General features: G+C 56.1%; 27 protein-coding genes and 1 pseudogene. 10 read left to right on the forward strand and 18 right to left on the reverse strand.

The window, feature by feature from the left end:
• Positions 1-103 precede the first annotated feature (103 nt).
• Positions 104-1,294 carry an MFS transporter gene (locus AB4N43_RS29685; RefSeq protein WP_410922765.1) on the forward strand — a complete coding sequence of 397 codons (1,191 nt, stop codon included), beginning with the start codon at positions 104-106 and terminating at the stop codon, positions 1,292-1,294.
• A gap of 69 nt (positions 1,295-1,363) precedes the next feature.
• Here the strand turns inward: AB4N43_RS29685 and AB4N43_RS29690 are convergent.
• Positions 1,364-1,537 (reverse strand): annotated as a pseudogene (locus AB4N43_RS29690) (DUF6691 family protein); the annotation flags it as partial.
• Positions 1,538-1,738: 201 nt separating this feature from the next.
• Entirely contained in the window at positions 1,739-1,969 is a 231-nt protein-coding gene (locus AB4N43_RS29695; protein ID WP_027923640.1) for a hypothetical protein, read from the reverse strand.
• A gap of 175 nt (positions 1,970-2,144) precedes the next feature.
• Here AB4N43_RS29695 and AB4N43_RS29700 point away from each other — a divergent pair, with 175 nt between their 5' ends.
• Complete coding sequence (locus AB4N43_RS29700) at positions 2,145-3,806, forward strand: SulP family inorganic anion transporter (RefSeq protein ID WP_194940206.1); 1,662 nt, start codon at positions 2,145-2,147, stop codon at positions 3,804-3,806.
• 21 nt (positions 3,807-3,827) lie between these two features.
• On the opposite strand, the gene AB4N43_RS29705 is transcribed toward AB4N43_RS29700, so the two are convergent.
• A complete protein-coding gene (locus AB4N43_RS29705; protein ID WP_027923642.1) occupies positions 3,828-4,016 on the reverse strand; it encodes a ribbon-helix-helix protein, CopG family in 189 nt (62 codons plus the stop codon).
• Between the two features lie 23 nt (positions 4,017-4,039).
• The gene (locus tag AB4N43_RS29710; RefSeq protein WP_460152620.1) at positions 4,040-4,321 is read right to left on the reverse strand and encodes a hypothetical protein; all 282 of its coding nucleotides are present in this window, start codon (positions 4,319-4,321) and stop codon (positions 4,040-4,042) included.
• A gap of 268 nt (positions 4,322-4,589) precedes the next feature.
• On the opposite strand from AB4N43_RS29710, the gene AB4N43_RS29715 reads away from it, so the two are divergent.
• Complete coding sequence (locus AB4N43_RS29715) at positions 4,590-5,033, forward strand: CopD family copper resistance protein (RefSeq protein WP_410922766.1); 444 nt, start codon at positions 4,590-4,592, stop codon at positions 5,031-5,033.
• On the opposite strand, the gene AB4N43_RS29720 is transcribed toward AB4N43_RS29715, so the two are convergent.
• The gene (locus AB4N43_RS29720) at positions 5,018-5,350 is read right to left on the reverse strand and encodes a hypothetical protein (RefSeq protein WP_410922767.1); all 333 of its coding nucleotides are present in this window, start codon (positions 5,348-5,350) and stop codon (positions 5,018-5,020) included. The two genes, AB4N43_RS29715 and AB4N43_RS29720, sit on opposite strands and share 16 nt — an antisense overlap.
• Positions 5,351-5,507: 157 nt before the next feature.
• Between AB4N43_RS29720 and AB4N43_RS29725 the strand changes: the two genes are divergently transcribed.
• Positions 5,508-5,747, forward strand: coding sequence for a DUF3079 domain-containing protein (locus AB4N43_RS29725; protein ID WP_027923698.1), 240 nt, complete (start codon positions 5,508-5,510; stop codon positions 5,745-5,747).
• A gap of 260 nt (positions 5,748-6,007) precedes the next feature.
• Positions 6,008-6,289: a hypothetical protein gene (locus AB4N43_RS29730; RefSeq protein WP_059182820.1), complete on the forward strand. Its 282-nt coding sequence runs from the start codon at positions 6,008-6,010 to the stop codon at positions 6,287-6,289.
• 660 nt (positions 6,290-6,949) lie between these two features.
• On the opposite strand, the gene AB4N43_RS29735 is transcribed toward AB4N43_RS29730, so the two are convergent.
• Genes AB4N43_RS29735 through AB4N43_RS29745 form a run of 3 tightly spaced genes read right to left on the reverse strand, consistent with a single transcriptional unit; the run spans position 6,950 to position 10,925 of the window.
• Entirely contained in the window at positions 6,950-8,986 is a 2,037-nt protein-coding gene (locus AB4N43_RS29735) for an LTA synthase family protein (RefSeq protein ID WP_027923701.1), read from the reverse strand.
• Positions 8,987-9,018: 32 nt separating this feature from the next.
• On the reverse strand, positions 9,019-9,630 hold the full coding sequence (locus AB4N43_RS29740) for a hypothetical protein (RefSeq protein ID WP_027923702.1): 612 nt from the start codon (positions 9,628-9,630) through the stop codon (positions 9,019-9,021).
• Complete coding sequence (locus AB4N43_RS29745) at positions 9,627-10,925, reverse strand: sialidase family protein (RefSeq protein ID WP_194940196.1); 1,299 nt, start codon at positions 10,923-10,925, stop codon at positions 9,627-9,629. The genes AB4N43_RS29740 and AB4N43_RS29745 overlap by 4 nt, the downstream gene beginning before the upstream one ends.
• A 262-nt stretch (positions 10,926-11,187) precedes the next feature.
• Between AB4N43_RS29745 and AB4N43_RS29750 the strand changes: the two genes are divergently transcribed.
• Complete coding sequence (locus AB4N43_RS29750; RefSeq protein WP_228758757.1) at positions 11,188-11,484, forward strand: MFS transporter; 297 nt, start codon at positions 11,188-11,190, stop codon at positions 11,482-11,484.
• A gap of 214 nt (positions 11,485-11,698) precedes the next feature.
• Here the strand turns inward: AB4N43_RS29750 and AB4N43_RS29755 are convergent, their stop codons facing one another.
• From AB4N43_RS29755 to AB4N43_RS29790, 8 genes are all read right to left on the reverse strand, one after another.
• Positions 11,699-12,064 carry a YidH family protein gene (locus AB4N43_RS29755; protein WP_027923705.1) on the reverse strand — a complete coding sequence of 122 codons (366 nt, stop codon included), beginning with the start codon at positions 12,062-12,064 and terminating at the stop codon, positions 11,699-11,701.
• A gap of 113 nt (positions 12,065-12,177) precedes the next feature.
• Positions 12,178-12,366, reverse strand: a complete 189-nt coding sequence (locus AB4N43_RS29760; protein ID WP_027923706.1) for a YgaP family membrane protein — start codon at positions 12,364-12,366, stop codon at positions 12,178-12,180.
• 13 nt (positions 12,367-12,379) lie between these two features.
• Entirely contained in the window at positions 12,380-12,799 is a 420-nt protein-coding gene (locus AB4N43_RS29765) for a DUF6691 family protein (protein ID WP_059182823.1), read from the reverse strand.
• A 2-nt stretch (positions 12,800-12,801) separates the two neighbouring features.
• Positions 12,802-13,236, reverse strand: coding sequence for a YeeE/YedE family protein (locus AB4N43_RS29770; protein ID WP_027923708.1), 435 nt, complete (start codon positions 13,234-13,236; stop codon positions 12,802-12,804).
• A complete protein-coding gene (locus AB4N43_RS29775; RefSeq protein ID WP_410922771.1) occupies positions 13,233-13,547 on the reverse strand; it encodes a metalloregulator ArsR/SmtB family transcription factor in 315 nt (104 codons plus the stop codon). Before AB4N43_RS29775 ends, AB4N43_RS29770 begins: the two co-directional genes overlap by 4 nt.
• A 164-nt stretch (positions 13,548-13,711) precedes the next feature.
• A complete protein-coding gene (locus tag AB4N43_RS29780) occupies positions 13,712-14,512 on the reverse strand; it encodes a sulfite exporter TauE/SafE family protein (protein WP_059182824.1) in 801 nt (266 codons plus the stop codon).
• A gap of 28 nt (positions 14,513-14,540) precedes the next feature.
• Positions 14,541-16,211: a bifunctional protein tyrosine phosphatase family protein/NAD(P)/FAD-dependent oxidoreductase gene (locus tag AB4N43_RS29785; protein ID WP_027923711.1), complete on the reverse strand. Its 1,671-nt coding sequence runs from the start codon at positions 16,209-16,211 to the stop codon at positions 14,541-14,543.
• A gap of 50 nt (positions 16,212-16,261) precedes the next feature.
• The gene (locus AB4N43_RS29790) at positions 16,262-17,140 is read right to left on the reverse strand and encodes an MBL fold metallo-hydrolase (protein WP_027923712.1); all 879 of its coding nucleotides are present in this window, start codon (positions 17,138-17,140) and stop codon (positions 16,262-16,264) included.
• A gap of 237 nt (positions 17,141-17,377) precedes the next feature.
• On the opposite strand from AB4N43_RS29790, the gene AB4N43_RS29795 reads away from it, so the two are divergent.
• Complete coding sequence (locus tag AB4N43_RS29795) at positions 17,378-18,703, forward strand: sigma-54 interaction domain-containing protein (protein WP_460152626.1); 1,326 nt, start codon at positions 17,378-17,380, stop codon at positions 18,701-18,703.
• Here AB4N43_RS29795 and AB4N43_RS29800 read toward each other — a convergent pair.
• Positions 18,700-18,879, reverse strand: coding sequence for a hypothetical protein (locus AB4N43_RS29800; RefSeq protein WP_460152628.1), 180 nt, complete (start codon positions 18,877-18,879; stop codon positions 18,700-18,702). The genes AB4N43_RS29795 and AB4N43_RS29800 overlap by 4 nt on opposite strands.
• On the opposite strand from AB4N43_RS29800, the gene cydP reads away from it, so the two are divergent.
• Positions 18,878-19,054, forward strand: a complete 177-nt coding sequence (cydP, locus tag AB4N43_RS29805; RefSeq protein ID WP_460152630.1) for a cytochrome oxidase putative small subunit CydP — start codon at positions 18,878-18,880, stop codon at positions 19,052-19,054. The two genes, AB4N43_RS29800 and cydP, sit on opposite strands and share 2 nt — an antisense overlap.
• A gap of 136 nt (positions 19,055-19,190) precedes the next feature.
• Positions 19,191-21,191, forward strand: a complete 2,001-nt coding sequence (locus AB4N43_RS29810; protein ID WP_460152632.1) for a 3-hydroxyacyl-CoA dehydrogenase NAD-binding domain-containing protein — start codon at positions 19,191-19,193, stop codon at positions 21,189-21,191.
• 45 nt (positions 21,192-21,236) lie between these two features.
• Here the strand turns inward: AB4N43_RS29810 and AB4N43_RS29815 are convergent, their stop codons facing one another.
• Positions 21,237-22,532, reverse strand: a complete 1,296-nt coding sequence (locus tag AB4N43_RS29815) for an MFS transporter (protein ID WP_460152634.1) — start codon at positions 22,530-22,532, stop codon at positions 21,237-21,239.
• Positions 22,533-22,768: 236 nt separating this feature from the next.
• Between AB4N43_RS29815 and AB4N43_RS29820 the strand changes: the two genes are divergently transcribed.
• On the forward strand, positions 22,769-23,647 hold the full coding sequence (locus tag AB4N43_RS29820) for an alpha/beta fold hydrolase (protein ID WP_460152636.1): 879 nt from the start codon (positions 22,769-22,771) through the stop codon (positions 23,645-23,647).
• Positions 23,648-23,703: the final 56 nt, after the last annotated feature.

The raw sequence follows: 23,703 nt of genomic DNA on the forward strand, positions 1-23,703 counted from the left end.
GGATTTTCAGAAAACCGTTTTAATCGATGCATTTGCGCTATTAATTAGAGGATCTTTGATTTTCGCAGTCTCTCTTCAGTGCTGATGGGCAAAGGACGAAACGATGAGTAGCGAAAGTCCAGGTACTAAAGCTGAGCCTATTCGTATTCCGCGCACGATCTGGGCGCTGGGCTTTGTCAGCCTGTTCATGGATCTATCCTCTGAACTGGTACACAGCTTGCTCCCTGTATTTTTGGTGACGACATTGGGTGCGAATGCGTTGACCGTCGGCGTGATCGAGGGGATTGCAGAGTCGACCGCGATGCTGGTCAAGGTATTCTCTGGCGCTATCAGCGACTTTATGGGGCGGCGCAAAGGGTTGCTGCTGCTTGGATACGGTTTAGCGGCTCTGAGCAAACCACTTTTTCCTCTTGCGCATTCGGTTGAAGTCGTCTTTATCGCACGTTTTCTGGATCGAATCGGCAAAGGCATTCGTGGTGCACCCCGAGATGCCTTGGTTGCAGATGTGTCGCCAGCAGAAATCCGGGGTGCCTGTTTTGGGCTGCGACAGTCGATGGATACCGTGGGTGCTGTTCTTGGCCCCATTCTGGCCATCCTGCTTATGCTATGGCTTGCAGATATCCAGCGTGTGCTGTGGTTTGCAGTGATCCCCGCAACAGTAGCGGTGGTGCTCATTGTCGCTGGAGTAAAAGAATCTACCCAGGCCTCCAGCACACATAGATTCCGTTCTCCAATTCATTGGAGCGTCCTTCACGACTTCTCCTCCGGATATTGGTGGGTCGTCATTATTGGCGGGGTGTTTACACTTGCCCGTTTCAGCGAGGCGTTTCTGGTATTGCGGGCGCAGCAGATAGGACTGTCGATCACCTGGGTACCGCTGGTGATGGTGATCATGGCACTTTTTTATGCGTTGTCCGCTTACCCGGCCGGCTGGCTGTCCGATCGTGTCAGTCGCACGAAGCTGCTCTGTGTGGGCATGGGGTTACTCGTCCTGGCGGATCTTGTGCTTGCTCAGTCCAGTTCAGTGATCACGATGATGTTGGGTGTCGCGCTGTGGGGACTCCATATGGGATTTAGCCAAGGCATTCTTGCCTCGCTGGTAGCTGATAAATCACCCAGAGAACTCAAGGGAACCGCCTTCGGCATTTTCAATCTGGTCAGCGGTGTCTGTATGTTGATGGCCAGTGTAATAGCGGGCGGGTTATGGCAAAGCGTTGGATCGGACAGCACATTCCTCATGGGGGCAGTGATTGCCTTCACAGCGCTACTCCTGCTGTTACTCAAGAAACAATAACGCCTCAGGCGAACAGGTACTCAAGAAACAATAACGCCTCAGGCGAACAGGGTTGGCTCCTGGATAAAATCAACTGGATTTATTCTCGGAAATTGGAACCGGTGACTCTGGGCGTCTTTGTCGTTCAAGCCTTTCGAACAGCCCCATACCAGCCAACATGGCCATGACAAACACCACGCCCTTGAGAATGCCTGAGCCCATCAATCCCAACGCGGGGCCAGGACAAATCCCTGCCAATCCCCAACGGGGCTTGGGATCCCTCTCTAGCCTTCATCATGGTGGGCCGGCCATCGGGCGCAACAGCCCGCCGACGATGCCGCTGATGCCGGCTGCGCCCCCAACTGATCGATGGCACAGAGCGGCTAGACCCAAGTGCTCTGCTTTGACTGACTAGCTACTCGATCTTCACCGATATGATCATGTCTGCATGGCGCAATCCAAGGGCTAAAAGTGGATTTCCGCGGTTTTGAGACCCAGGTCTCGAAGCTCAGCGATCAAGTCATCCAGATGCCCGAAAGTCTCGACTTCTTCGTTGTCATCAACCAAGAAATAACTTCTCCCTGCGTCCTTCTTGAAGAACACAATCCACTCCTTGGGGTTAGTCGGGTTTGCGATTACATGGGTGTCAAAAGTCACGCCTTCGGCATGTTTGTCTTTCACATTTTTACGATTCATGTCAGTTACCACGCTACGCGCGTTCTTAAATTCTGTATTGGCAGTGCATGCCCGGCCAGCTCCATCTGAGCTTTCACTGTAAAAAATTACCAGCCGCACGAGGCGGTTGATCAAGGGCATTTAAATTATCACTGGATGTTAATATTATGCACATGCATCCACTGAGGATCTAGCCATGATTGCGATTGCTGAGGCATGGAAGGCGGGGTTGTTGGGGCGAGGACACTGGCTTCGCAACCTAGTGTCCGGTGTGATCGTCGGGGTCGTTGCGCTCCCCCTGGCAATGGCGTTTGCCATTGCGTCTGGCGTCAAACCTGAGCAAGGCATCTACACCGCAATCGTTGGTGGTCTGCTGGTTTCACTCTTTGGGGGAAGCAGCTTGCAGATTGCCGGGCCGACAGGTGCGTTCATCGTGATTCTGGCGGGAGTCACGGCCAAGCATGGCGTTGACGGATTGCAAATCGCCACGATGATGGCGGGGGCCATGTTGTTATTGCTGGGGATGGCACGGCTCGGTTCAGTCATCAAGTTTATCCCTGACCCGGTGATTGTCGGATTCACCGCGGGCATTGGCGTGATTATCTGGGTCGGGCAGTGGAGAGACTTTTTCGGTTTACCGGCTGTCAGTGGAGAGCACTTCCATGACAAGTTCTGGCATTTGCTCCAGGCCCTGCCGGATCTTCATGTCGCCACCACTCTGCTGGCGGTGATTAGCCTTTTCCTGGTCATTACTGCCTCTAAAATTCCCGGACTCAAACGGGTACCTGGCCCGCTAATCGCAATGGCGGTAGCGACAGCGATACAGTCAATCGTTCATTTCGAGGGGGTAGCCACAATTGGCAGCGCATTTGGGGGCATACCTCAAGGCCTTCCAGCGTTGAGCCTGCCTGAAGTTACAATGTCTCGCGTCATCGATTTGATTGGTCCGGCATTCGCTATCGCCATGCTTGGAGCAATCGAATCGCTGTTGTCCGCAGTGGTGGCCGATGGCATGGCGGGCACCAAGCACGATTCCAATCAGGAATTGATCGGTCAGGGAGTGGCTAATTTGGTCTCGCCATTATTTGGCGGCTTCGCCGCTACCGGAGCCATTGCCCGTACTGCAACCAATATCCGCAACGGCGGTACGAGCCCTCTGGCCGGCGTTATGCACGCGGTCACCTTGGTGCTTATTATTCTGTTCCTCGCACCACTAGCCTCAAACATCCCCCTGTGCGCGCTGGCCGCGATTCTTTTCGTGGTCGCGTACAACATGAGCGAGTTGAAGCACTTCAAACGCATGGTCCAGCGGGCCCCACGCGCAGACGTTGCTATCCTGCTCATCACCTTCAGTCTCACTGTGTTTAGTGATCTGGTGATCGCCGTGAATATCGGCGTTATTCTCGCCATGTTGCACTTCATGCGTCGAATGGCCTCATCTGTCGAGGTGCAACAGGTCGTCGAGCACGAGCTAGAACACGAGTTGAGGGCCAACGGGCATGTTCGCCTGCCTCCAGGGACACTGATTTATACAATTGAAGGGCCATTGTTCTTTGGCGCGGCTGAGACCTTCGAGCGTGTCCTGGCACAGACCCATACCGACCCGCGCCTGCTGATTATCCGCTTGAAGCGCGTACCGTTTATGGATATCACTGGATTGCAGGTGCTGGAGGAGGTCATCCAGCAACTGCACAAGCGGAATATCGTCGTGAAACTCTGCGAGGCGAACGCGAAGGTGCTCAACAAGCTTGATAGGGTAGGTATCTTGCAAGAAATCGGCATGGAGCATTACCACGCCGACTTCAACACCGCGCTGGATAAAGCTTTCACTCTCGCAGAGGGTAAGTCGATCCTCTAGCAGCTAACTGCCTGTATTGGGTTATGACTTGGTGCCGGTGGCATGCTTGCTCTTGGTCGAATAGCTGGCACCGTGGGTGTCCAGGTAGTCACGAATCAGTTGACGGACAACCTGCGAAGACGTCAGGTCTTGCGCTGCACAGAGTTCCTCGAACGCTTTTTTCTTGACGGGATCAATGAGCACAGTGAGGCGCGCAGTCTTACTTTCCATGGTGTATTCAATCACTCAAGTCGCTAGATGTTAATCAAATTGTAATGGCCTTGTCCGGTGCTGTCACTGTGCTGCCCGCGCCCTGGACTTTTCTCATGAGAAAATATTTGGCTCTCGCTGTGGGCACTGGCTTGGACGCGTGGCGAAATCCGCCATGCCAAGAGGGGGCGTTCCCGTGGGTCGTCCGGACGCAGACCGTCGCCGATGTTGTCAAGGCCCAGGGCAAACCGGGTGTGCTTATTGATGAAGTCCTGGTTCACCGTGCCGCTTTCAATGATGTAGTTGGCGATGTGGTTTGCGTTCATCAGCCCGCGATAGTGGGGAATCTCCAGCCGAACCTGCGTTCATACCAGGTCACGATGTTTAGACAGGCCTCCAATCAGGTTTTTCTATCGAGCAACGGTGAAATGGTCGCTCCTGTACGTTGATTATGATGAAGCACGGTGAGTGTGGGGTCTGTGGCTTTCTTGATCGATGTCAACCACATGGATCGGACGGCTCTGTAGTCTCCAGAGACCGACATCCCGTACGTTTGTGCCGTAACGGGTTGCCTTGACTCAAGGCGAAACCTCCATGATCTATCCGCTGTTTCTGACGTTGCACCTGTTTGCCGCCCTGATCTTTATCGGCACTGTGTTCTTCGAAGTGCTGTTCCTTGAAAGCATCCGCAAACAGCTACCTGCCAGGGTCATGCTGCTGGTCGAGCAGGGCATCGGCCGGCGAGCGCGCTCGCTGATGCCGTGGGTGCTACTGGTATTGTTTGGTGCGGGGCTTGGCATGGTCGGGCTGCGCTATCTGCCAGTCCTGGCCTCACCATTGGCTTCCTCGTTCGGCACATTGCTGGCCATAAAAATCGCGGTGGCCGTCAGCGTACTGCTGCACTTCCTGGTGGCCATGTTTTTGTTCAAAAGTGGCCGAATGAGCCCGCGATACCTGCAGTTCATCCACGGCAGCCTGTTCTGTCACATGGTCGCTATCGTGCTGCTGGCCAAGGGAATGTTCTATCTGACCTGGTGAACGGCTTTGAACGGTGGCCTGTTCTTCCAAGACGTTGCTTGTGCTTGATGCAAATCAAGGCGTATTGATCGTCTACCCCCGACACTGATGATCCGCAGCCAGCCTCTGAGATCCGTCATGCTGAGTTGGTGTTCCGATCCATCGGCCAGCAGGGCGATGACCAGGTTTTCCAGGGCAATCACTCGGACACGCAGATGAACCAGTTCGGCGTTGGTCAAGGCGGGCGGAGCGGTAAACGCTTTGTCATCGAGAGATGTTGCGGCATCTTGATCGTCCCAAGTTGATAGGCCGCTTGGGAAAGGATTTTTATTGAGCATGAGACACGTCTCCAATTCTATTAAAGCATTAGCTTAGCCCCGGGATTGCGAAGGAGGTGAGCGCAGTCACCCGATGTCGATTCTTGATGTGTATCAAGGCTGGCTTTGCGTAACGTCTGTAGGTTGGAATAAAGCCTCCCAATGACCGGAGATCGGCATGGCCAAGAACTTCCCCATCAACCCCAAGCACCCCGAACGGATCTGTTGGGGGTGCGACCGTTATTGTCCGGCGAAGTCCTTGGCCTGTGGAAATGGCTCCGATCGTACGATGCACCCGGCCGAACTTTTCGGCGAGGATTGGCATGTGCCTGGTGACTGGGGTATCGAGAAGCTCATCACTACTGACAAGCCGACAGATGATGTAGCGGACACCTGGACTGGCAGTCAGAGCGAATAGGCTTAATTGTATGAGGGACAGCCATTTATTCCCCTGTGTCGTTAAGAGGCTTCAATGATTCTGACGATTAAAAAGTCGGTATTAACCTAGTTGGTATGTCGGATTAATTATTGATTTCCCAGTGTTTAAATAACCAGGATTTGTATTTGATGAAATCAGATGCCGCAAAAAAGCTAGCAGATATCGCATATTGACAGCTAATCAGGCTCAAATTACCATCCGGCGCCATTGGTAGTTAATACACTAAAGGCGAAGCAAAAGTGAAAAAGTTACTCTTTCTGCTGGCCCTGCTTTCCCCTGTCATGGTAATTGCTGGCGAGCCTGATCATCTTGCTATTTGCGATAAGCTCATGCCGGATATTGCGCATAGTTATGATGTGTACAACTTGGCGCTGGTGAATAATGGTAGTTCATATGTGCCGGGTGAAGGTGTTGTGCTCTGTGTGTATGACGGTGTTGTTCGGAAATTTTTCGGTGATAATGCTGTAAGAGTTATGGCGACATTTAATGTTGCCAGCAATAAATACAATGTCCGGTTCTGATAGTGGGTCGTCACTCGGGGGGGCGTTCTGACGCGCCTTCAGCGGGTTGTTGGAATCATGTTTTTTCATCATCTATATCAATGGGCGATCGTACTCGAAGCGTTAGCGGGCCCACGCCCTCGAATGCACGAGGGTGGACAGTAACGGTAGTAATTTCAAGGAGAAGGAGATGGCAAAGTACCTCATCGCTCATGTGCGTCAGGGTGGGCAAAACATGATAATTTTCCCACTGGATGCTTCATTCGGCAGTCAGTCTAACCACTCGCAAGAAGCGATTATGAGGACGTTTCAGTTAGCGGCTGCCGGCGCAAGTCTCGCGGGACATGTCGTCGTTATCTGGCGGTCGGGGAATCACACTTACTTCAGAGCACCCTATGCGTGGCACTCTTTTTTCACATCACCAGACGCTTATACATTTGTGATGAGCAACCTCAACAAAGAGCTAACGATCTAGCTCTTTTACAAGATCGCCAAGTTCTGTCGCGCAACATCATTGCAATCATCCTGGCAGCGCGGCATCACCCCTGCGGGCGGGCTTTATATTCATTCTTGAATCGTTAAGTCAGCCCGTAACTCCTGCATCGTGGGTAATCCCGGATTCCGGGATTACCGCACCTCCAGCAAGAACACACCTTCCCATGGTTGGCAAAAATCCCGGCGTTATTTCCGCACGTTCTGGTACAGCATCAACCGTGAGGTTTCATGCATGGCGCGGGTCAACTCTGACAATCGCTTGAACTCTTCGGGGTGTTGCTCGGCGACGTTGTCCAGCGGCGTCGGTGAGGCGAGGTCATGGAGAGTTGGCGAGCTGCCGTCGTGTTCCATCTGTAGCAAGTAATGTTGAGTCACGCCGGCAATCAGCGGGAACGTGCCTTCGCGCAACACCAATGGCACCACGCGTTCGCCTTCGGGTGCAGGTTGCTGAATATCACGTCCCATGCCGCTGTTGCGAAATTCAAGGCCGGCCATACCGGCCACCGTTGGCAGTAAGTCCACCAGGCCGACGGCTTCCTCGACCTTGCGCGTGCCGATCAGGGCGGGCGCGTGGATGATCATCGGCACTGCGTTGCTTTCCAGACCCAGTTGCTCGTAGGCCGGTGGCAGGAAAGGGATCTGGGCGATGCGGGTGTTGTGGTCGCCAAACAGCACGAAAATAGTGTTTTCGTACCAGCCGCCGGCCTTGGCAATTTCCATCAAGCGTCCGATGTTGAAGTCCAGCAAACGCACGGCGTTGTATTGTTCGACACTGCGCGAACCGGCGGCCTGGACTTGCTCCAGAGTAGGGTGCTTGACCTCGAATCCGTCGTTGCTCTTTGGAATCGTGAAGGGGCGATGGTTGCCGGCTGTTTGTACGTAGGCGAAGAACGGTTTGTCCTTGGGCAGCGTTTGCAGGATCTGGTCGGTCTCTTTGAACAGGTCCAGATCCGAAATGCCCCAGACATCCACCACTGGGGATTTCCAGTCTCGCTCGTCGTACAGGCGAACGCCGTCAATGCTTTGTTTGATCAAGGCATTCATGTTGGCCCAACCGGCGTTGCCACCAATGGTGTAGATCTTCTCGTAGCCGGTGAAGGCATTGACCAGCGTGTTTTGGTTGGTGATCAGTGGATGACGCGTCGCGGTATCCTGGCGAGTAACGTCAGGTACTCCGCTGATGCTGGCCCAGACGGTTTTTGCGGTCCCTGTCACCGGCACATAGAAGTGCTTGAAGAACCAGCTCTGCGTGGCCAGGCGATCGATATTGGGCGTCGGATTAATCGGGTTGCCATAGGCCCCGACAGCGCTGGTGCCCAGCGACTCAAGCATCACGAACACCACGTTCGGTGGCCGCGAGCCCGCTACTTTGTAGGGTTGTGGTGCCTGGTGACGGACAAAGTCAAGGGCCTGTGGATCGGGTTTATCAACGCCCAGATAGTTAGTCATGACCGCATACAGTTCGCGTACTGTCGCTTCGTCATAGCGCGACTGGCCGACTTTGACGGTGTCGTAGAAGAAAATGACCGGGTTCAGGCCCAATGCGGCGATCTGGTTATTGCCCGAGAAGAACGCATCACTCCAGCGCAATGGCACCGGATTTTCAAGGTTCAAGTGCTCGACACGGCCCAAAATACCCAGCAGTACCAGCACGACCATCAACGCACTGCCCCACGCCGCGGAGAGCCGGTGAATGACGTTGCGGGGGCGGTCCAGCGTGACGCGCTCCAAACGGATCAGCGCCAGTGTCACGAACGCGACGGTTGCCAGCCAACCCAATGAAATCCAGATGACCGGGTAGGTTTGCCAGACCATATCACGGGATATTTGCGCATCCTCGATGAAGCGCAACACCGTGGCGTTGATCCTCACGCCGAGGTAGGCGTAATGGCCAAAATCGACGATGTAGATCAGCAGCATGGCGCTGAGAACGGCGACCAGATATCCCCGGGCGATGCAGCGAACGAGGTGGCTACTGATCAGGTTCCAGCGAGGGATCCAGGCCAATAACGCCAATGGCAGCATGACCAGAATGGCCAGGCGCAAGTCGAAGCGAAAGCCGATGCCCAGAGTTTCCAGAACGGCATTGTCGTCGCTCAGGGCTTTGGCGTCGAAACCGGAAAAGCCGAAAAAGAACACCACCCGCAGCAGTGCAAACAGCACAAACGCGATCGCTGTTGCGCCCAGCCAGTAATGCAAACGTCTCGATTTCAGCCAGCCCATCGATGTTTCCCTATTAAGAATTTCGTTAATTTTCAAACGGATTCGTTTGGTATTGGGCGGCGCAGCGTGATGCATCGGCGATACGTCCAGCGCGTCCCCAGCACCAGCAGCGTCAGGCCGCAATACAGGCCCAGTAGTGGATCAATCAGGTAGTCCCAATAGTTGTGGGAAGGTTTGATCCCGGCGAGGAAGGCCAGGGTCGCGCTCGTCAACAACACGACGGCCAGGTAATTGCGCAGGTAAAACAGGCTGAACGTCAGCAGTGCAACGACAAACAACAGGGGGCGTGGGCTGAACCCCCGTCGGTAAGGGTCCAGATCACTCAAGCCCAGCGTTGCCGGATATAACACCAGGGCCATGACGGCGAAGAGGATCAGTACGCCGGTTTGATCACGCTGCGCGGGCGGCAACACATCCAGTCGACGCAGGCAGCCCCACCCCATGAACACCAATGAGGTGATCGCGAGGTCATCCATGTGGCTGCGCAAGTAAGCGGCCAGCGAAATCCCGTCCAGTGGTATGAAGCTTGCGACCAGCAATGTAAGCAACAGCGCGATGCGCCAGACCCTGTTCAGGCCAAAAGACGGCATTGCCAGGAAGATGATCATTGCGAAGCTGAGATGGGCTTGCCACAGGCTGATCATTTGAGACGCTCGGACAGCCAGATATCGTTGAAAGACACGTGTTTGATGAAGGTGTTGTTCCAGGTATAAACCAAGTGATACATCCCGTCGGGGCTGCGGATGAAGTACGGGTATTCGTATTCAAACTCACACCCTTCGCTTTTGCAGACGCGTTTGTCGAGGTTGTCGAGGAATCGCGCCTCCAGCGGTTGGCGGAGCTTGCCACTGGAGTCGCGGAACTCTTTCCCGATGAGTTCCTTGTAGGCGAGGGGTGAATACGGATCGCCCTCGGGGTCCGGTGATTTGTCCAGATCGCGCACCAGGCGCCAATCGTCCATTTTCGCATCGGTGAGATAGAGGCTCAGCTTGAAGCGCCCCTCTTGCAGGTCATTGAGCGCTACCAGCAATCCGTGTCCGGGCGTCGCAACGGCCGCCAACGAGGAATTGGGGTTCGATGGATCGAGCGGATAAGGTTCGCTCCAGGTCTGTCCGGCATCCTCGGTGCGGCTCGCCAGGACTCGGTGGTGCGTGTCGCCGGCATAACGCAACATGGCGATACCACGCTGACCGTCCAGCGGAACGACCGCGGGTTGCAATGAGTTATTGCCGTGGCTGATGCGGTATTTATCGATCACTTCACCGTCTGCGCTCAAGTACAGGTACTCGGCAAACTTGCCCAGAAACTCGTGGTAGACCGGCAAGCCGATGGAGCCGTCGGCATGGAACACCGGTGCCGACCGGACCAGGGTGCTGATGTTCAGAAAGGGTGAAGTGATTAATTGGCGCGGTGCCGACCAATTCATACCCAAGTCGTCTGAAACCATCACATTGACCGCGCTACCGGCCCAGCCGCCCATGGACACGGAGACGAAGAACAGCCACAGGCGATTGTCCGGCGCCAGTGCAATGACCGGGTTGCCCAGTTTTCGGATGTATTTTCGAGTGCTTAGCTGGGTCGATTCCCGAGTGGCCATGACCTGTTCTTCACCCCACTCGCCGGTACTCACGTTGAAGCGAGCGGAGCGCACCTGCACGTCGGCGGCGCCTTCGCGAGTGCCGGCGAACCAGACCGCCATCAAGCTGCCGTCAGGCAAGGCTGTTACCGCTGAAGAATGCACGAAGTCCACCAGCCCGGAGGAGGCGAAACGGCTGGTATAAATGGGTTTGGCCGTCTGATCCGTCACCGGCAAAACCGGGCTTGTCGGGGCAAAGGAGGAATGCTTGGGGGCAGGGTGGGTGAACCATGCGCCCGCAAAGAGGCAAGCAAGGGCGAGGTAAACACCTAGGGCCGGAATGCTGGGGAGCTTTATGTGCATGATGAAGGCGTTGGCATCTCATGGCCCGAAAAGGCGCACAAGCTAACACTCGGTAGTACAAGATCGGACTTTATGTATTTCTATTGTGTAAGCAGTTGTTTTGAGCGTGGGGCCCTGTTCGCGAACAAGGACTGATTGAGTCGCTGAGACCACCGGGTTAGATGGATTGCGCATTTATTCCTGGTGCGGGGAGCAATTGTGTTCGAGGAAAGCGCCTGACCCTGGAACACCCTCGCGGCGCGAGGTGGCAGGGGAGACAACGATGACAATGACGCTCGTATTGATGGGTAACTATGCGATCAAGGGGCCGTTCTGGGCACTTTGTTCCGAATCCCTGCCACCAGCGACTTTGGCCACCGGGATTGCGGCGATCAATACCTTTGCCCACCTGGGGACCGGCGCCATGAGCTCAGTGATTGGGGTGTTGCGTGATCAGACCGGGAGCTTTCCTATCGCACTGATGCCGCTCTGTGCATTGACCGCAATTGGTTCGCTATTGGTGTTTATGATTGGCAAAAAGAACCGTCGTGCGGCGCAAATCGCTTCGGTCAGCAATTAACCTATTCACTCGGGGGAGGCTCGGAATGGGCGGGCCTCCTCGTAGCCTATGATCCATTTTTCAAGATGTAGCGTTGATTGCCGAACTCGCTTGGACAAAACCGGGTAGACAAAGCTGGAGCCTGCACCGTTAACATCGGTGAGGCGACCGTTAGACCCAAATATGCAGAAGCAGTGGTGGGAAAACCGAGCGAGATCAGGCAGGCCAGCCTCGCTCACATCATGGACAAATAGGCCATGAGCAAAACGCCCAGGATTGCCGTAATGACATTTATGCCAGGGCCAGCATTGACGCTGTAGCCAAGCGGGATCTCAACGGGTTTGAGGGTCTTGACTACCTTTTTGTATTGCCAGGATGACCAACAGGCAACCCATGAACCCAGCATCAGAAAAGCCAGTCCGATCCAGAACGAAAAATGTTTCCCAGGAGGACCCAGAACGCCCGGCTTCAGCATTTGCAGCAGTAGTCCGGATCGTTCAATCACAAAGCCAAATGCCATCAGCGAAAGGCTGGTTCGGTTCCATGCCAGCAACGTTCGCTCAGCGGCAAAGAACACGCGTGGATCGTTCAGGTCGGACATCAAAATCTCCTTGTTCAAACAGGTTTTGAAACTGCTCCGCTCAGAATAGTTTTAAACACCAGCAACCCACCACGGGCACCTTCAGGCACCCGCAAGTGTGCAACGGTGGTCGCTCAGCAACGGTTACAGGTTTTGATGCCTAGCAATGTATAGACAGGGCAGAAACGGAAAATGCCAGTGGCCAGCGGCACTAAACCTATCCAACCCCACACGCCGATCACACCGGACAGACTGAGGCCAATGAGCAGCAGACCGGCGATAATGCGCAGGCTGCGGTCAATGGTTCCAATGTTCGCTTTCATGGCGATCTCCCAATCAATGGCTACGCCGGGTCTCCAGCGCAGTAAACAACAACATGCCGGCCAGCATGGCCAACATGAATACGATCACTTGCCAGCGTCCTGTCAGCAGAATTGCCACTGCGGGACCCGGACAGATGCCAGCGATTCCCCAGCCGATGCCGAACACCAGGCTCCCGCCAATCAAGCGCGGGTCCAGCTCACGTTTGACCGGTAGCTGCATTGGCCTTCCCAGCAGCGAACTGGATTGTTGTCGTGCCCAGGTTAGCGGGCCAATGGCCGCACCAATTGCCCCGACCATGACCAACGCCAAGGAAGGGTCCCAAGCACCGGTTAGATCCAGGAAAGCGAGTACTTTGCCGGGGTTGGCCATGCCTGCCAGAAGCAGACCCAAGCCGAACAGCAGGCCCGCAATGAACGCAGTCAGTTTGGTCATGTTCAACTCCCCAGCAGATGACGCAAGACAAACACCGTGACGAAACCACTGAACATGAAACACGCAGTGGCAACCATCGATCGCGGCGAAAGGCGCGATATGCCGCACACCCCATGGCCACTGGTGCAACCTGAACCGTATCGTGTGCCGATGCCCACCAATAGACCGGCGACGATCAGTCCGAACCAGCCACTTTTGAACTCAATCTGCGGCAACGTGGCGAACAAGCCCCATAGAAGTGGCGCGATGAGCAGGCCCAGGAGAAAAAGTGCTTTCTCACTTACCCCCTCGCTCCCACGCTGTAAAAGACTGCCGATCAGACCACTGATGCCTGCGATACGCCCGTTAGCGACGACGAATAGACTGGCCGCCAAGCCAATCAATGCGCCGCCAGCAAGGGACGACCAGGGAGTGAAGTTGAGCCAGTCGACATTCATGGACCTTCTCCGACGCAAAATTGTTGATACAGGGTTTGGATGACCGCCAATGCTGCGGGACTGCTGATGCGATAGAACACCTGCTTTCCGTCACGGCGGGTCTCTACCAGGCCTTCGCGGCGAAGCACAGCCAGCTGTTGAGAAAGCGTCGGTTGCTGTATCCCCAGCAGTGACTCCAGATCGCTGACATTGCGCTCACCCTGAGATAGCTGGCATAGGAGGATCAAGCGATCCGGATTGGCCAGGGCTTTAAGGAATTGGCTGGCAGCATCGGCATTGGCGTGTAGCTGCTGGAGATCTGATTCGGGCATACGATTGATCACTAATTGTTCAGTTAGTCAGATTATAGTATATAAAAAAACTAAGTGTATAGCGGCATTCAATAGGGCTCGTCACTGGCAGGGGAGGTCGGGGCAAGTCTCGGGCTATAGGCGAGTCTTGGGCAGTCCTGGAAGTGGATGACTCATGTTCATGACTAAATAGCTTTCACCAGCAAGGCCACCGCAACCACCATAGAAACGGCGGCGAACCCTTTTTGTAGGTGTGGACCCGCGAGCCGTGCCGCGATCAGACGCCCGCCTACCATTCCGACCAATGCTCCAGTGGAAAACGGAAGGGCCACTGCCCACTGCAAGTGCCCAGCTGCCGAGCTTGCAGCAACGCCGGAAATTGAAACCAGCGCAATAACGGCAAGCGACGTCGCAAGCACCGACTGCGCTGTCAAATTGGTGTATCGCTGGAGCGCCGGCACCATCACAAAGCCACCGCCCACGCCGAGCAAGCCGGAAAGCCCGCCCGCAACAACGCCAGAGACGGTGAGTGCCCATGCACACGGACCCGTCCAGTTAAGCTTTCCTCGGTTCACGTCCAAAAGGCAAGGCGGCGGTTTGGATGTGACGGGGGGCTTCGACTCCGTGGAGGGAGGGAGTGATCGTTGATATACCCGGAATGCAACGTACATCAGCACGAAGGCAAACATGATCGTTAACGGACGGTTAGGCGTGCGCTGCGCCAGCCAAAGGCCAAGTGGAGAACACACGATCCCCGCTCCCGCAATTAGAAGCGCAGCTTTGTAGCGAACGGTGCCGTTTTTAAGTCCCATTGCGGCACCCAGGGTCGCGGCTAAACCGACAGCCAGTAAACCAATTGGCCCTGCCTCGGCCATGCTCAACCCCACTCCAAATACCAGTAATGGAACAGCCAGTATTCCACCTCCGGCACCGGTCAGAGCCAGAATCACCCCGACAGTAAGCCCGAGCAGTAAGACGGCGATCATCTCAGTCTCCTCGCTTTCAGGCCTGGTTTCATACGTCGGCCATCTCAGGTTTCGCCATCCACTCATGGCCCTTGAGCATTCCCTTCCAATACAGCGGTGGAAGAATCCGCTCTTTGAGCAACCATGCCAGCCTGGATGGCCGAGTACCGTCAATCAGCCAGGATGGAAAGCTGGGGGCGACCTTGCCGCCATAGGTGAATTCAGCCAGTACGATCTTGCCGCGTTCAACCGTCAGCGGGCAGGAGCCATAACCGTCGTAATGGGCGCTGCCTTTTGCTTTACCCATTGCAGCCAACACGTTATGGGCAACAACGGGCGCCTGCTTGCGTGCTGCTGCCGCGGTTTTGGCGTTGCTGGTGTTGGTGGCGTCGCCCAGTGCGTGAATATTGCCCCAGGTTTTATGGCGCAACGTGGCAGGGTCGACATCGATCCAGCCAGCCGCGTCAGCGAGAGGGCTGACCCGAACGAAATCCGGCGCAATCTGCGGTGGCACCACATGAAGCAGATCGAAGTCGCGCGTCACACAATGGGCGCTGCCATCCGGATTGACGCAATTGAACGTTGCAGTCCGTGCAGGTCCATTCACGCTGGTGAGCGTGTGGCCGAAATTCAGGTCGATACCATAAGCCGTGATGTATTCCATCAGTGCAGGCACATAGTCGGGAACCCCGAACAGCACCGCGCCGGCGCTGCAAAATTCGATCTCGACGTTGTCCAATACACCGGCACGCCTCCAATGATCGGCAGACAGGTACATTGCTTTTTGCGGCGCCCCGGCACATTTGATTGGCATGGGCGGTTGCGTGAAAACCGCACGGCCACCACGCAGTTGCTGCACCAGTTCCCACGTGTAGGGGGCAAGGTGATACAGGTAGTTTGAAGTCACGCCGTTGCGGCCCAAGGTGTCCGACAAACCCTCGATGGCATGCCAATTGAGCTTCAGGCCAGGGCACACGATCAGTTGCTCGTATTTGACGACTCTGCATCCATCAAGAATGACGGCATTTCTCTCGGGTTCGAAAGCGGCGACCGCCGACTTGATCCAGTGCACACCGCGGGGGATGGTCGTACCCATCGTGCGAGCGGTTTGGGGTGCATCGAAGACGCCACAGCCGACAAGGGTCCAGCCAGGCTGGTAGTAGTGCACATCGGCCGGGTCGATGATGGCAACGTCGATCCCAGGATCTCGCGCCAATAAACTGGATGCAGTCGCGATACCTGCCGCACCGCCTCCGATGATGACCACGGTATGCTGCGCCTCAGCCACTTCGACCGGCGTACGCCCCTGATTGGCAATCCGGCGAATGACGCCTTTCATATCGAACCCGGCTTTTTTGGCCGTCTCGACGATGTGTGGCAGGGGTTGTTTGCCCGCTTGTGAGAGTGCCCACATCGTTGTCGAGCGCATGCCGGAACGGCAATAGGCCAACACCGGTTTTGGCAGTGTTTCAAGGAGCTTGCCGAAAGCAATACCTTGCTCGTCGGTGACTTTGCCGGATTCAGCGGGAAGGTAGTGCGCTTCAATGCCGACTGCTTCGGCCGCACGTTTGATTTCGGCAAACAAGGGCTGATCACTGCCTTCGCCATCGGGACGGTTACACACGACGGTGCGAAAGCCGGCCTCTTTCAGTTCGGCCATTTGGTTGGGAAAAATCTGTTCGGATACCGACAGTCCAGGCGCAAGGTGGCGAATGTCCATAAGTGACTCCGTTATGGTTTTTTTTTATGCGTATTGTGGGGAAGGCAACGTCAGGCGACGTTGAGCGGGATTTTCAGGTAGCGCGTCCCGTTCGCTTCCGGCTCAGGCAAGTGCCCGGCGCGCATGTTGACCTGAACCGATGGCAGGATCAGTGTCGGCATTTCCATCGATGCATCGCGCTTTGTGCGCATCGCCACAAACTCCTCCTCACTGATGCCATTACGGACGTGAACGTTGTGGGCGCGCTGGTCGGCAACGGTACTGACGAATTGCACCTCGCGGCCACCCGGCTGATAGTCGTGGCACATGTAGAGCAAGGTATTGGCCGGCAGGCTCAGCACCTTGTTAATTGACTGGAACAGCGTGCGAGCATTTCCACCGGGAAAGTCACAGCGTGCAGTCCCGTAGTCCGGCATAAACAAGGTGTCGCCGACAAATGCAGCCGTTTCGGCGCCATCGCTAACCACATAAGTCATACAGGCGGGTGTATGGCCCGGTGTATGGAGCGCATGGCATTGCAGCGTGCCAATGGCGAACGGCTCGTCATTGACGAACAGGTGATCGAACTGACTCCCGTCGCGGGCCATATCTCGACCTGTATTGAACAGAGTGCCGAACACCTCCTGCACCGTCGAAATCTGGCTGCCGATCCCTATTTTTCCGCCGAGCTTTTCCTTCAGGTAGGGCGCTGCCGTGAGATGGTCTGCGTGGACGTGGGTCTCCAGAATCCAGTCAACCTTCGCCTTGAGTTCGTTCACCCTCGCAATCAACCTGTCGGCAGACGTTGTGGCGGTGTGACCGGACTTAGGGTCGTAATCCAGCACGCTGTCTATTAAAGCGCAGTGGTGGGAGGCCTCATCCAGCACAAGATAGCTGACGGTATTGGTAGCAGAATCGAAGAATCCTTCGACGCGAAGTTTTACGCTCATGACCTGTCTCCTTAGGGGGGCTTTTACCAAGCCGCTCTCACTAAGGACTGACATAGCAATAAGTCTGCCAGGCCCTGCCCACACAAAGGTATGCTTTTATCTGTATGATTTTATTCAGTTTATTTCCTACAGGTGGTTTGATCTTTTCTATATTCACCGGGATTTACTGCCATTGGCAGTCCGCGTTGACAGAGGTGGCAGTGTCATCGCAGGATGGATGGATTCTCAGGAGCCACGATGAAGACTATCCTGCCCACCCCAGCCCACTCACTTGCGCAGACGGATCAAGTGCAATCACTTGTTTCGTTTCTTGAGTACGAACCCCAGCCAATGATCGTGCTCGATCCGGACTACAACATCCTGGCAGCCAACACTGCCTATCAGCGGCAGTTTGGCAGCGCTGACACACCCTTTATCGGCCATAAGTGTTATCAAATCTCACACCATTACGATGTCCCTTGTGATCAGGCGGGTGAGAATTGTCCGATGAAAAAGGCGCAGGAAATGCGCGGGCCAGATCGTGTTTTGCACATTCACCACACGCCTCGCGGTCCTGAGCATGTCGACGTCGAATTGCGCCCGATTCTAGACGAACACGGTGTTATTACTGCCTATGTGGAGCGTCTCACCCTGGTCCGCAGTGCATCAGCGCGACCCAGCAACGAAGGGTTGGTCGGCCGTTCACCTGCCTTTAACCGTGCCCTGTCGGAGCTGCAGCGGGTGGCACCCTCAATGCTGCCGGTGCTGCTGCTAGGCGAGTCCGGTACGGGCAAAGAGCTGTTCGCCCGCGCCGTACATGAAACCAGCGAGCGGGCCAATGGACCCTTTGTCGTCGTTGATTGCTCTGGATTGACCGAAACGTTATTTGAGAGCGAACTGTTCGGCCATGAAAAAGGAGCATTCACCGGTGCCACCACACGTAAGCCTGGCTTGGTTGAAACGGCCCAGGGCGGCACGTTGTTTCTCGATGAAATTGGCGATGTTCCGTTGGCCATGCAAGTGAAACTGTTGCGTCTGATCGAATCGGGCACCTATCGCCGTGTAGGGAGTGTCGAGACCCTTCACGCTAACTTCAGGTTAATTGCTGCGACCCACAAACCATTGGAAAAAATGATGGAAAAAGGTGAGTTCAGACAGGATCTGTACTACCGCATCAGCGCCTTCCCAATTCAGTTACCCCCCTTGCGCAACCGGGTTGAAGACATTGGTTTGCTGGTGAACTCATTTCTACAACGTGCCGGTTCCGGCAAGCGCCGGCTGACGATAGATGCGGATGCTCTCGCACAATTGCAGCGGTTTTCCTGGCCCGGAAATATCCGTGAATTACGCAATGTTCTGGAAAGAGCCAGTCTGTTTGCTGACGATGGGGTGATCCGCTCCATACATTTGCCCCAGGCATCCGTGCTGGCATCTCCTCAGGCCTCTACTTCAACTCCTTTCGACGGCGGCTCGCTGGTACAGGCACTGGCAACTTTCAAAGGTACCCGCAGTGAGTTGGCCAAGCACATGGGGATTAGTGAGCGTACTTTGTACAGACGCCTGAAAGAGCAGGGGCTGGCCTAGTAGCCAGCGCTCACGCCGCAATTCTGCCAATGACTGCCGGCACTGGCAGTCATTGGCAGCGCACTGATCTGCCAACCCATTCCGCGCACCGCTTGAATATTGTCTAAGTAACTGTTTTTAAACGATAAAAACAGAATTATTCCCCTTGGCATGCCGTGTGCTAACTGCATAGACATGACCATTTCCGACAAGCTACTTCGACGCCATCTGCTCACGGCAATAGTGATCAAACTACTGCTGCTGACAGTGCTGTGGTGGCTGTTCATCCGGGATTCGCATGTCAGTGTCGACTCGAACACCATCGGCAACCGTTTCGGTGTACCCACCTCGACTCAAGGGGCAAGCAAGTGATTTCAGAACACCTGGTGGATTTGTCTCGGCTGACCGACCGGATCGGGCAGAAAACCGCCGGGGACCCTGGGGGCTTTCAAAGGACACGGGGTCGGAAACCCGCGGGATCGCTGTCATCGCAATTAATAACCCGCCTGTGAACGCCTTGTCACAGGGCGTTCGGCAACAGCTCTCGGCCTGCTTCGCGCTGGCCGGGTCCGACCCTGCGGTGCAGGCGATTGTCATCACCTGCCAGGGCAAGACGTTTGTGGCCGGCGCCGATCTCAAGGAATTCGACCAGCCCCTGATGGAGCCCCATCTTCCGTACGTTCTGAGCACTATCGAAAACAGCCAGAAACCCGTGATCGCGGCCTTGCATGGTTCGGTGCTCGGTGGCGGCCTCGAGTTGGCGCTGGCGTGTCATCTGCGTATTGCTGATGAACACACGGTGTTGGGTTTGCCGGAGGTCAGCCTGGGGTTGATACCTGGCGCTGGAGGCACGCAGCGGCTGGTTCGCCTCTGTGGGCCGCTGGTTGCCGTCGATGTCGTGATTGGCGGGCAGCGCCTGTCGGCGACGCAGGCTCAGGCCGTCGGGCTGGTCGACCACTGTGTGGCCGACGACCTACCAGGTGCAGCCATCGAACACGCCAGGCGCTTTATCCTTACCCATCCTTTTTGGGAGCGCACGCGGGATCGGTTGATGCCTGCCCACAACAGCGCTGAATTCGAAACGAAAGTCACTGCGGTGATGAAGAAGTTGGCTGGGCAAGAAGCGCCCCAGGCCGCGCTCAAGGCCATCAATGCGGCGCTGACCGAGTCGTTTGACGCCGGCATGGCGCTGGAGCGCGAACTGTTTGTCGAACGGCGGCAATCGGCCCAGGCCAAGGCCTTGCGGCATCTGTTTTTCGCCGAGCGAGCCCTGGCGGGGCGCACGCGCACGCTGGCCGCCAACGGCCAGGGACGTGGGATTGAAAAGGTCGCGGTGATCGGTTCAGGCACTATGGGCAGCGGAATTGCTATCTGCGTGGCCAATGCAGGTGTTGCTGTGAGCCTGATCGATGTAAAGGACGCAGCGCTGCAACGCGGCGTAAAGCACATTGATGACTATTACCGCGACGCGCTGCTTAAGGGGCGTATGGATGAGCAAACCTGTCAGGAACGCCGGGCATTGATCTCGCCATCGACGTCAATGGACGCTGTGGCGGACGCCGACCTGGTCATCGAAGCTGTTTTCGAAGACATGGAGGTCAAGCGCGAGGTATTTCGCCAGTTGGATACGCTGTGTAAGCCGGATGCCATTCTTGCGACCAATACCTCTTATCTGGACGTCGAAGCCATCGCCGATTGCACCCGTCGCCCGCAACAGGTATTGGGGATGCACTTTTTCAGCCCGGCGCCGGTGATGAAACTCCTGGAAGTGGTGCGCACGACCCAAACCGATAGGTCTGTGCTGGCTGACGTGCTTGGCTTGGCGCTGCGGCTGGGCAAAGTGACAGTCACCGTTGGGGTATGCGACGGTTTTGTCGGGAATCGGCTCTTGGCGGCGCGAGAGCGCGAAGCCATGTTCCTGCTGGAGGAGGGGGCGTCTCCCGAAGCCGTCGACCGAGTGATGCGTGCGTTCGGCTTTCCCATTGGCCCTTTTGAATTGCGGGACATGGCTGGCGTGGACGTCGCCTGGCGTAACCGTCAGGGGCGTTTGTCGCGGTTGAGCGAGCGTGAGAAGCGCTGCGATTGGGTCGATACGTTGTATGCCGCAGGTCGGCTCGGGCAAAAGGCTGGCCTCGGGTTCTATCGCTACGCGTCAGGCAGCCGCCAGGCGTTGCCGGACCCTTGGCTGGCAGAGTTGTTGGCGCATCATCGACAACAATGGAGCATCACCCCCCGCAGCATCACCGATCGGGAAATTGAAGAGCGCTGTTTGTTTGCGATGATTAACGAGGCCGCCTGGTTGATCGACCACGATATCGTCGCTCACCCTGCTGACATCGATCTGGTGTGGATTCATGGCTATGGCTTCCCGCGCTACAAAGGCGGGTTGACCTACTATGCCGATCAGATAGGGCTCGGCGCTGTGGCGAGGGCGCTCAAGCGCTACAACCTTGAGGGCAAGGCGCTTTCGACCTTTATGACTCGCCAGAAAACCTTCCACGGCAACTGACGAGCAACCCCGGCGGTTTAATCAGCCTGCCGGGGCCTTGGTGTATCAGGCTTCCTTTACCACGTAGCGCAAAATCAACGTCAACACCGTGGCGACACACAGCATGGCCGCCATCGCAATGAGCCCGGCATTGAATGAGTGTGTGACGTCCTTAAGCCAGCCCACTGCATACGGTCCCACCAGGCCGCCAAGGCTGCCCACCGCGTTAATGAACGCAATGCCACCCGCCGCTGCCTGCTTGCTCAGGAACGTCGCCGGAATGCTGTAGAAGCAGGTGCGCACCGAGCTTAAGCCAATCAACGCGACCGTCAGGCCAATCAGCGCCGGAATCAGGTCGCTATAGACCACCGAGAAGATAAAACCGGCCGCCCCCGTGGCGCACGTAATCGCAAGGTGCAGGACATAACGCCGCTTGCGTGCGAGCACTTTGGCCCACAGCAGCATGGCGACACTGGCGATCAGATAGGGGATCGCCGACACCCAGCCGATTTGAGTGGTGGTCAGTGAATGGGTCTTGAGGATTTGCGGCAGCCAGACGCCGATGCCGAGGATGCCAATGATGTAGCTAAACAGAATGGCCGCCAGCAGCCATACGCGCACGTCGTTGATTGACTCGCGAAAGCTGTGGGAGCCCTTTGATTCATGCTCGGCGTCCAAGGCCGATTGCAACGCGTGACGCTCGTCCACGGTCAGCCATTTCGCGTCGGCAGGCCTGTCGGCCAGCATGTTCAGACACATCACGCCCAGTAAGCAGGCTGGCAGGCCTTGCAGCACCAAGAGCCATTGCCAGCCATGGAAACCCCAGATGCCATCCATCGCCAGCATGGCTGCCGAGAGCGGCCCGCCAAGTACAGAAGACACGGGGATAGCGAACAGAAACCAGGCCATGACCCGCGTTCGATACTGGATGGGAAACCACAGCGAGAGGAAGAAGATCACGCCTGGGAAAAACCCGGCTTCGGCAATGCCAGCTAGCAGCCGAATCACTGAGTAACTGACAGGCCCTTGCGCCAATGCGGTGGAGGCGGAGAACAGCCCCCAGGTGATCATGATCCTGGCCAGCCAGCGACGTGCGCCGAAGCGATAGAGCGCCAGGTTGCTGGGCACCTCGAACAGACAATAACCGACATAAAAGATGCCGGCCGCAAAACCGAACTGGGATGCTGTAAGTCCCAGGTCGTCATTCATCGTCAACGATGCGAACCCGACATTCGTTCGGTCCAGATAATTGAAGAAGTAAGCGATGGCAAGCAACGGAATCAAGCGTATCGCGGCTTTGCGACAAGCGCTGGATTCCAGCGACTCTTGGGCTGTCACTTGAGCGGATGTGAGTGTATTCATGGTGCTCCTTTATTGTTGTAGTCAGGAGCCTGAAAGCATATGGCTGGCGTTCTGAGGTACGCCAAGACCTTTAAACCATAGGTTTCCATAACGGCAGGGCATGGGACTTTGAGGGGATTTTTGCAGGTCAGCGGCTATGCCCGACAGGCATCGAACAGCATCAGACATCGGTATTGGTTATTTTCTTCCCGGTGCATAAACCTGAGCGTTCACACCAACAACAAAAGGCTCATCCCATGCACTACACTCGCGTCATGCAATCTTTAATCGTCGCTGGCCTCGTTGCCTATAGCCTGCCGGGAAATGCCGATGATTCGGTACGTACACTGGTTGCCGAGAAGGGCAACGTACATATCGAGGCGCTGGATCAGGGCAAGGGCCATGTGATCGTGATCCTTCCCTCGAAAGGGCGCGGCGCGAATGACTATGACGAGGTGGCACGCTACTTGGCCGCGGACGGCTACCGCGTCATCCGTCCTGAGCCGCGTGGGATCAAGGGCAGTAAGGCGCCGATGGATACGCCGACGCTGCATGATTTCGCCGCTGACGTCGCGCTGGTTATGGACAGTGCCAAGACCGGGCCTTCGGTGGTGGTCGGACATGCCTGGGGCAGCCAGCCCGCGCGCGTGCTGGCGGTGGATCGCCCGGACCTGGTCAATGGCATCGTGTTGGCGGCCGCGTCCATTGGCAAGTTGCCTACGGGCTCATCGGAGAAACCTTATGGCCGAATGGTCGAGGCCATCAAAGGCGCGGGTAATTATTCGTTGCCGGAAGCTAAACGTATCGATTATCTCAAAGAGGCGTTCTTCGCCCCTGGCAATGACCCGCGTGCCTGGTTAAGCGGCTGGTACGACAAGACTCACCAAGCGCAGGATCACGCGCGGGACAGCACTCCCGTGGAACTCTATTGGTCTGCCGGTAAAACCGTGCCGATCCTCGACTTGCAGGGTCAGCATGACGCGGTGGTGATTCCAAATATTCTCAAGTCGATGCTCGCTGATCGGGTCGAACACAAGGTTATCGCCAACGCCGGACATGCCATGGCGCCTGAGCAGCCTCGTGCAATGGCAGATGCCATCGCTGAGTTCGCTCACCGCGTGTACGCGGCAAAATGAGTCATTGATTGCTTAATCCTTTGCGATGAGCGCGCCACTCGCTTTTTAGCTGTCCT

The organism is Pseudomonas sp. S2_B07 (assembly GCF_054668435.1).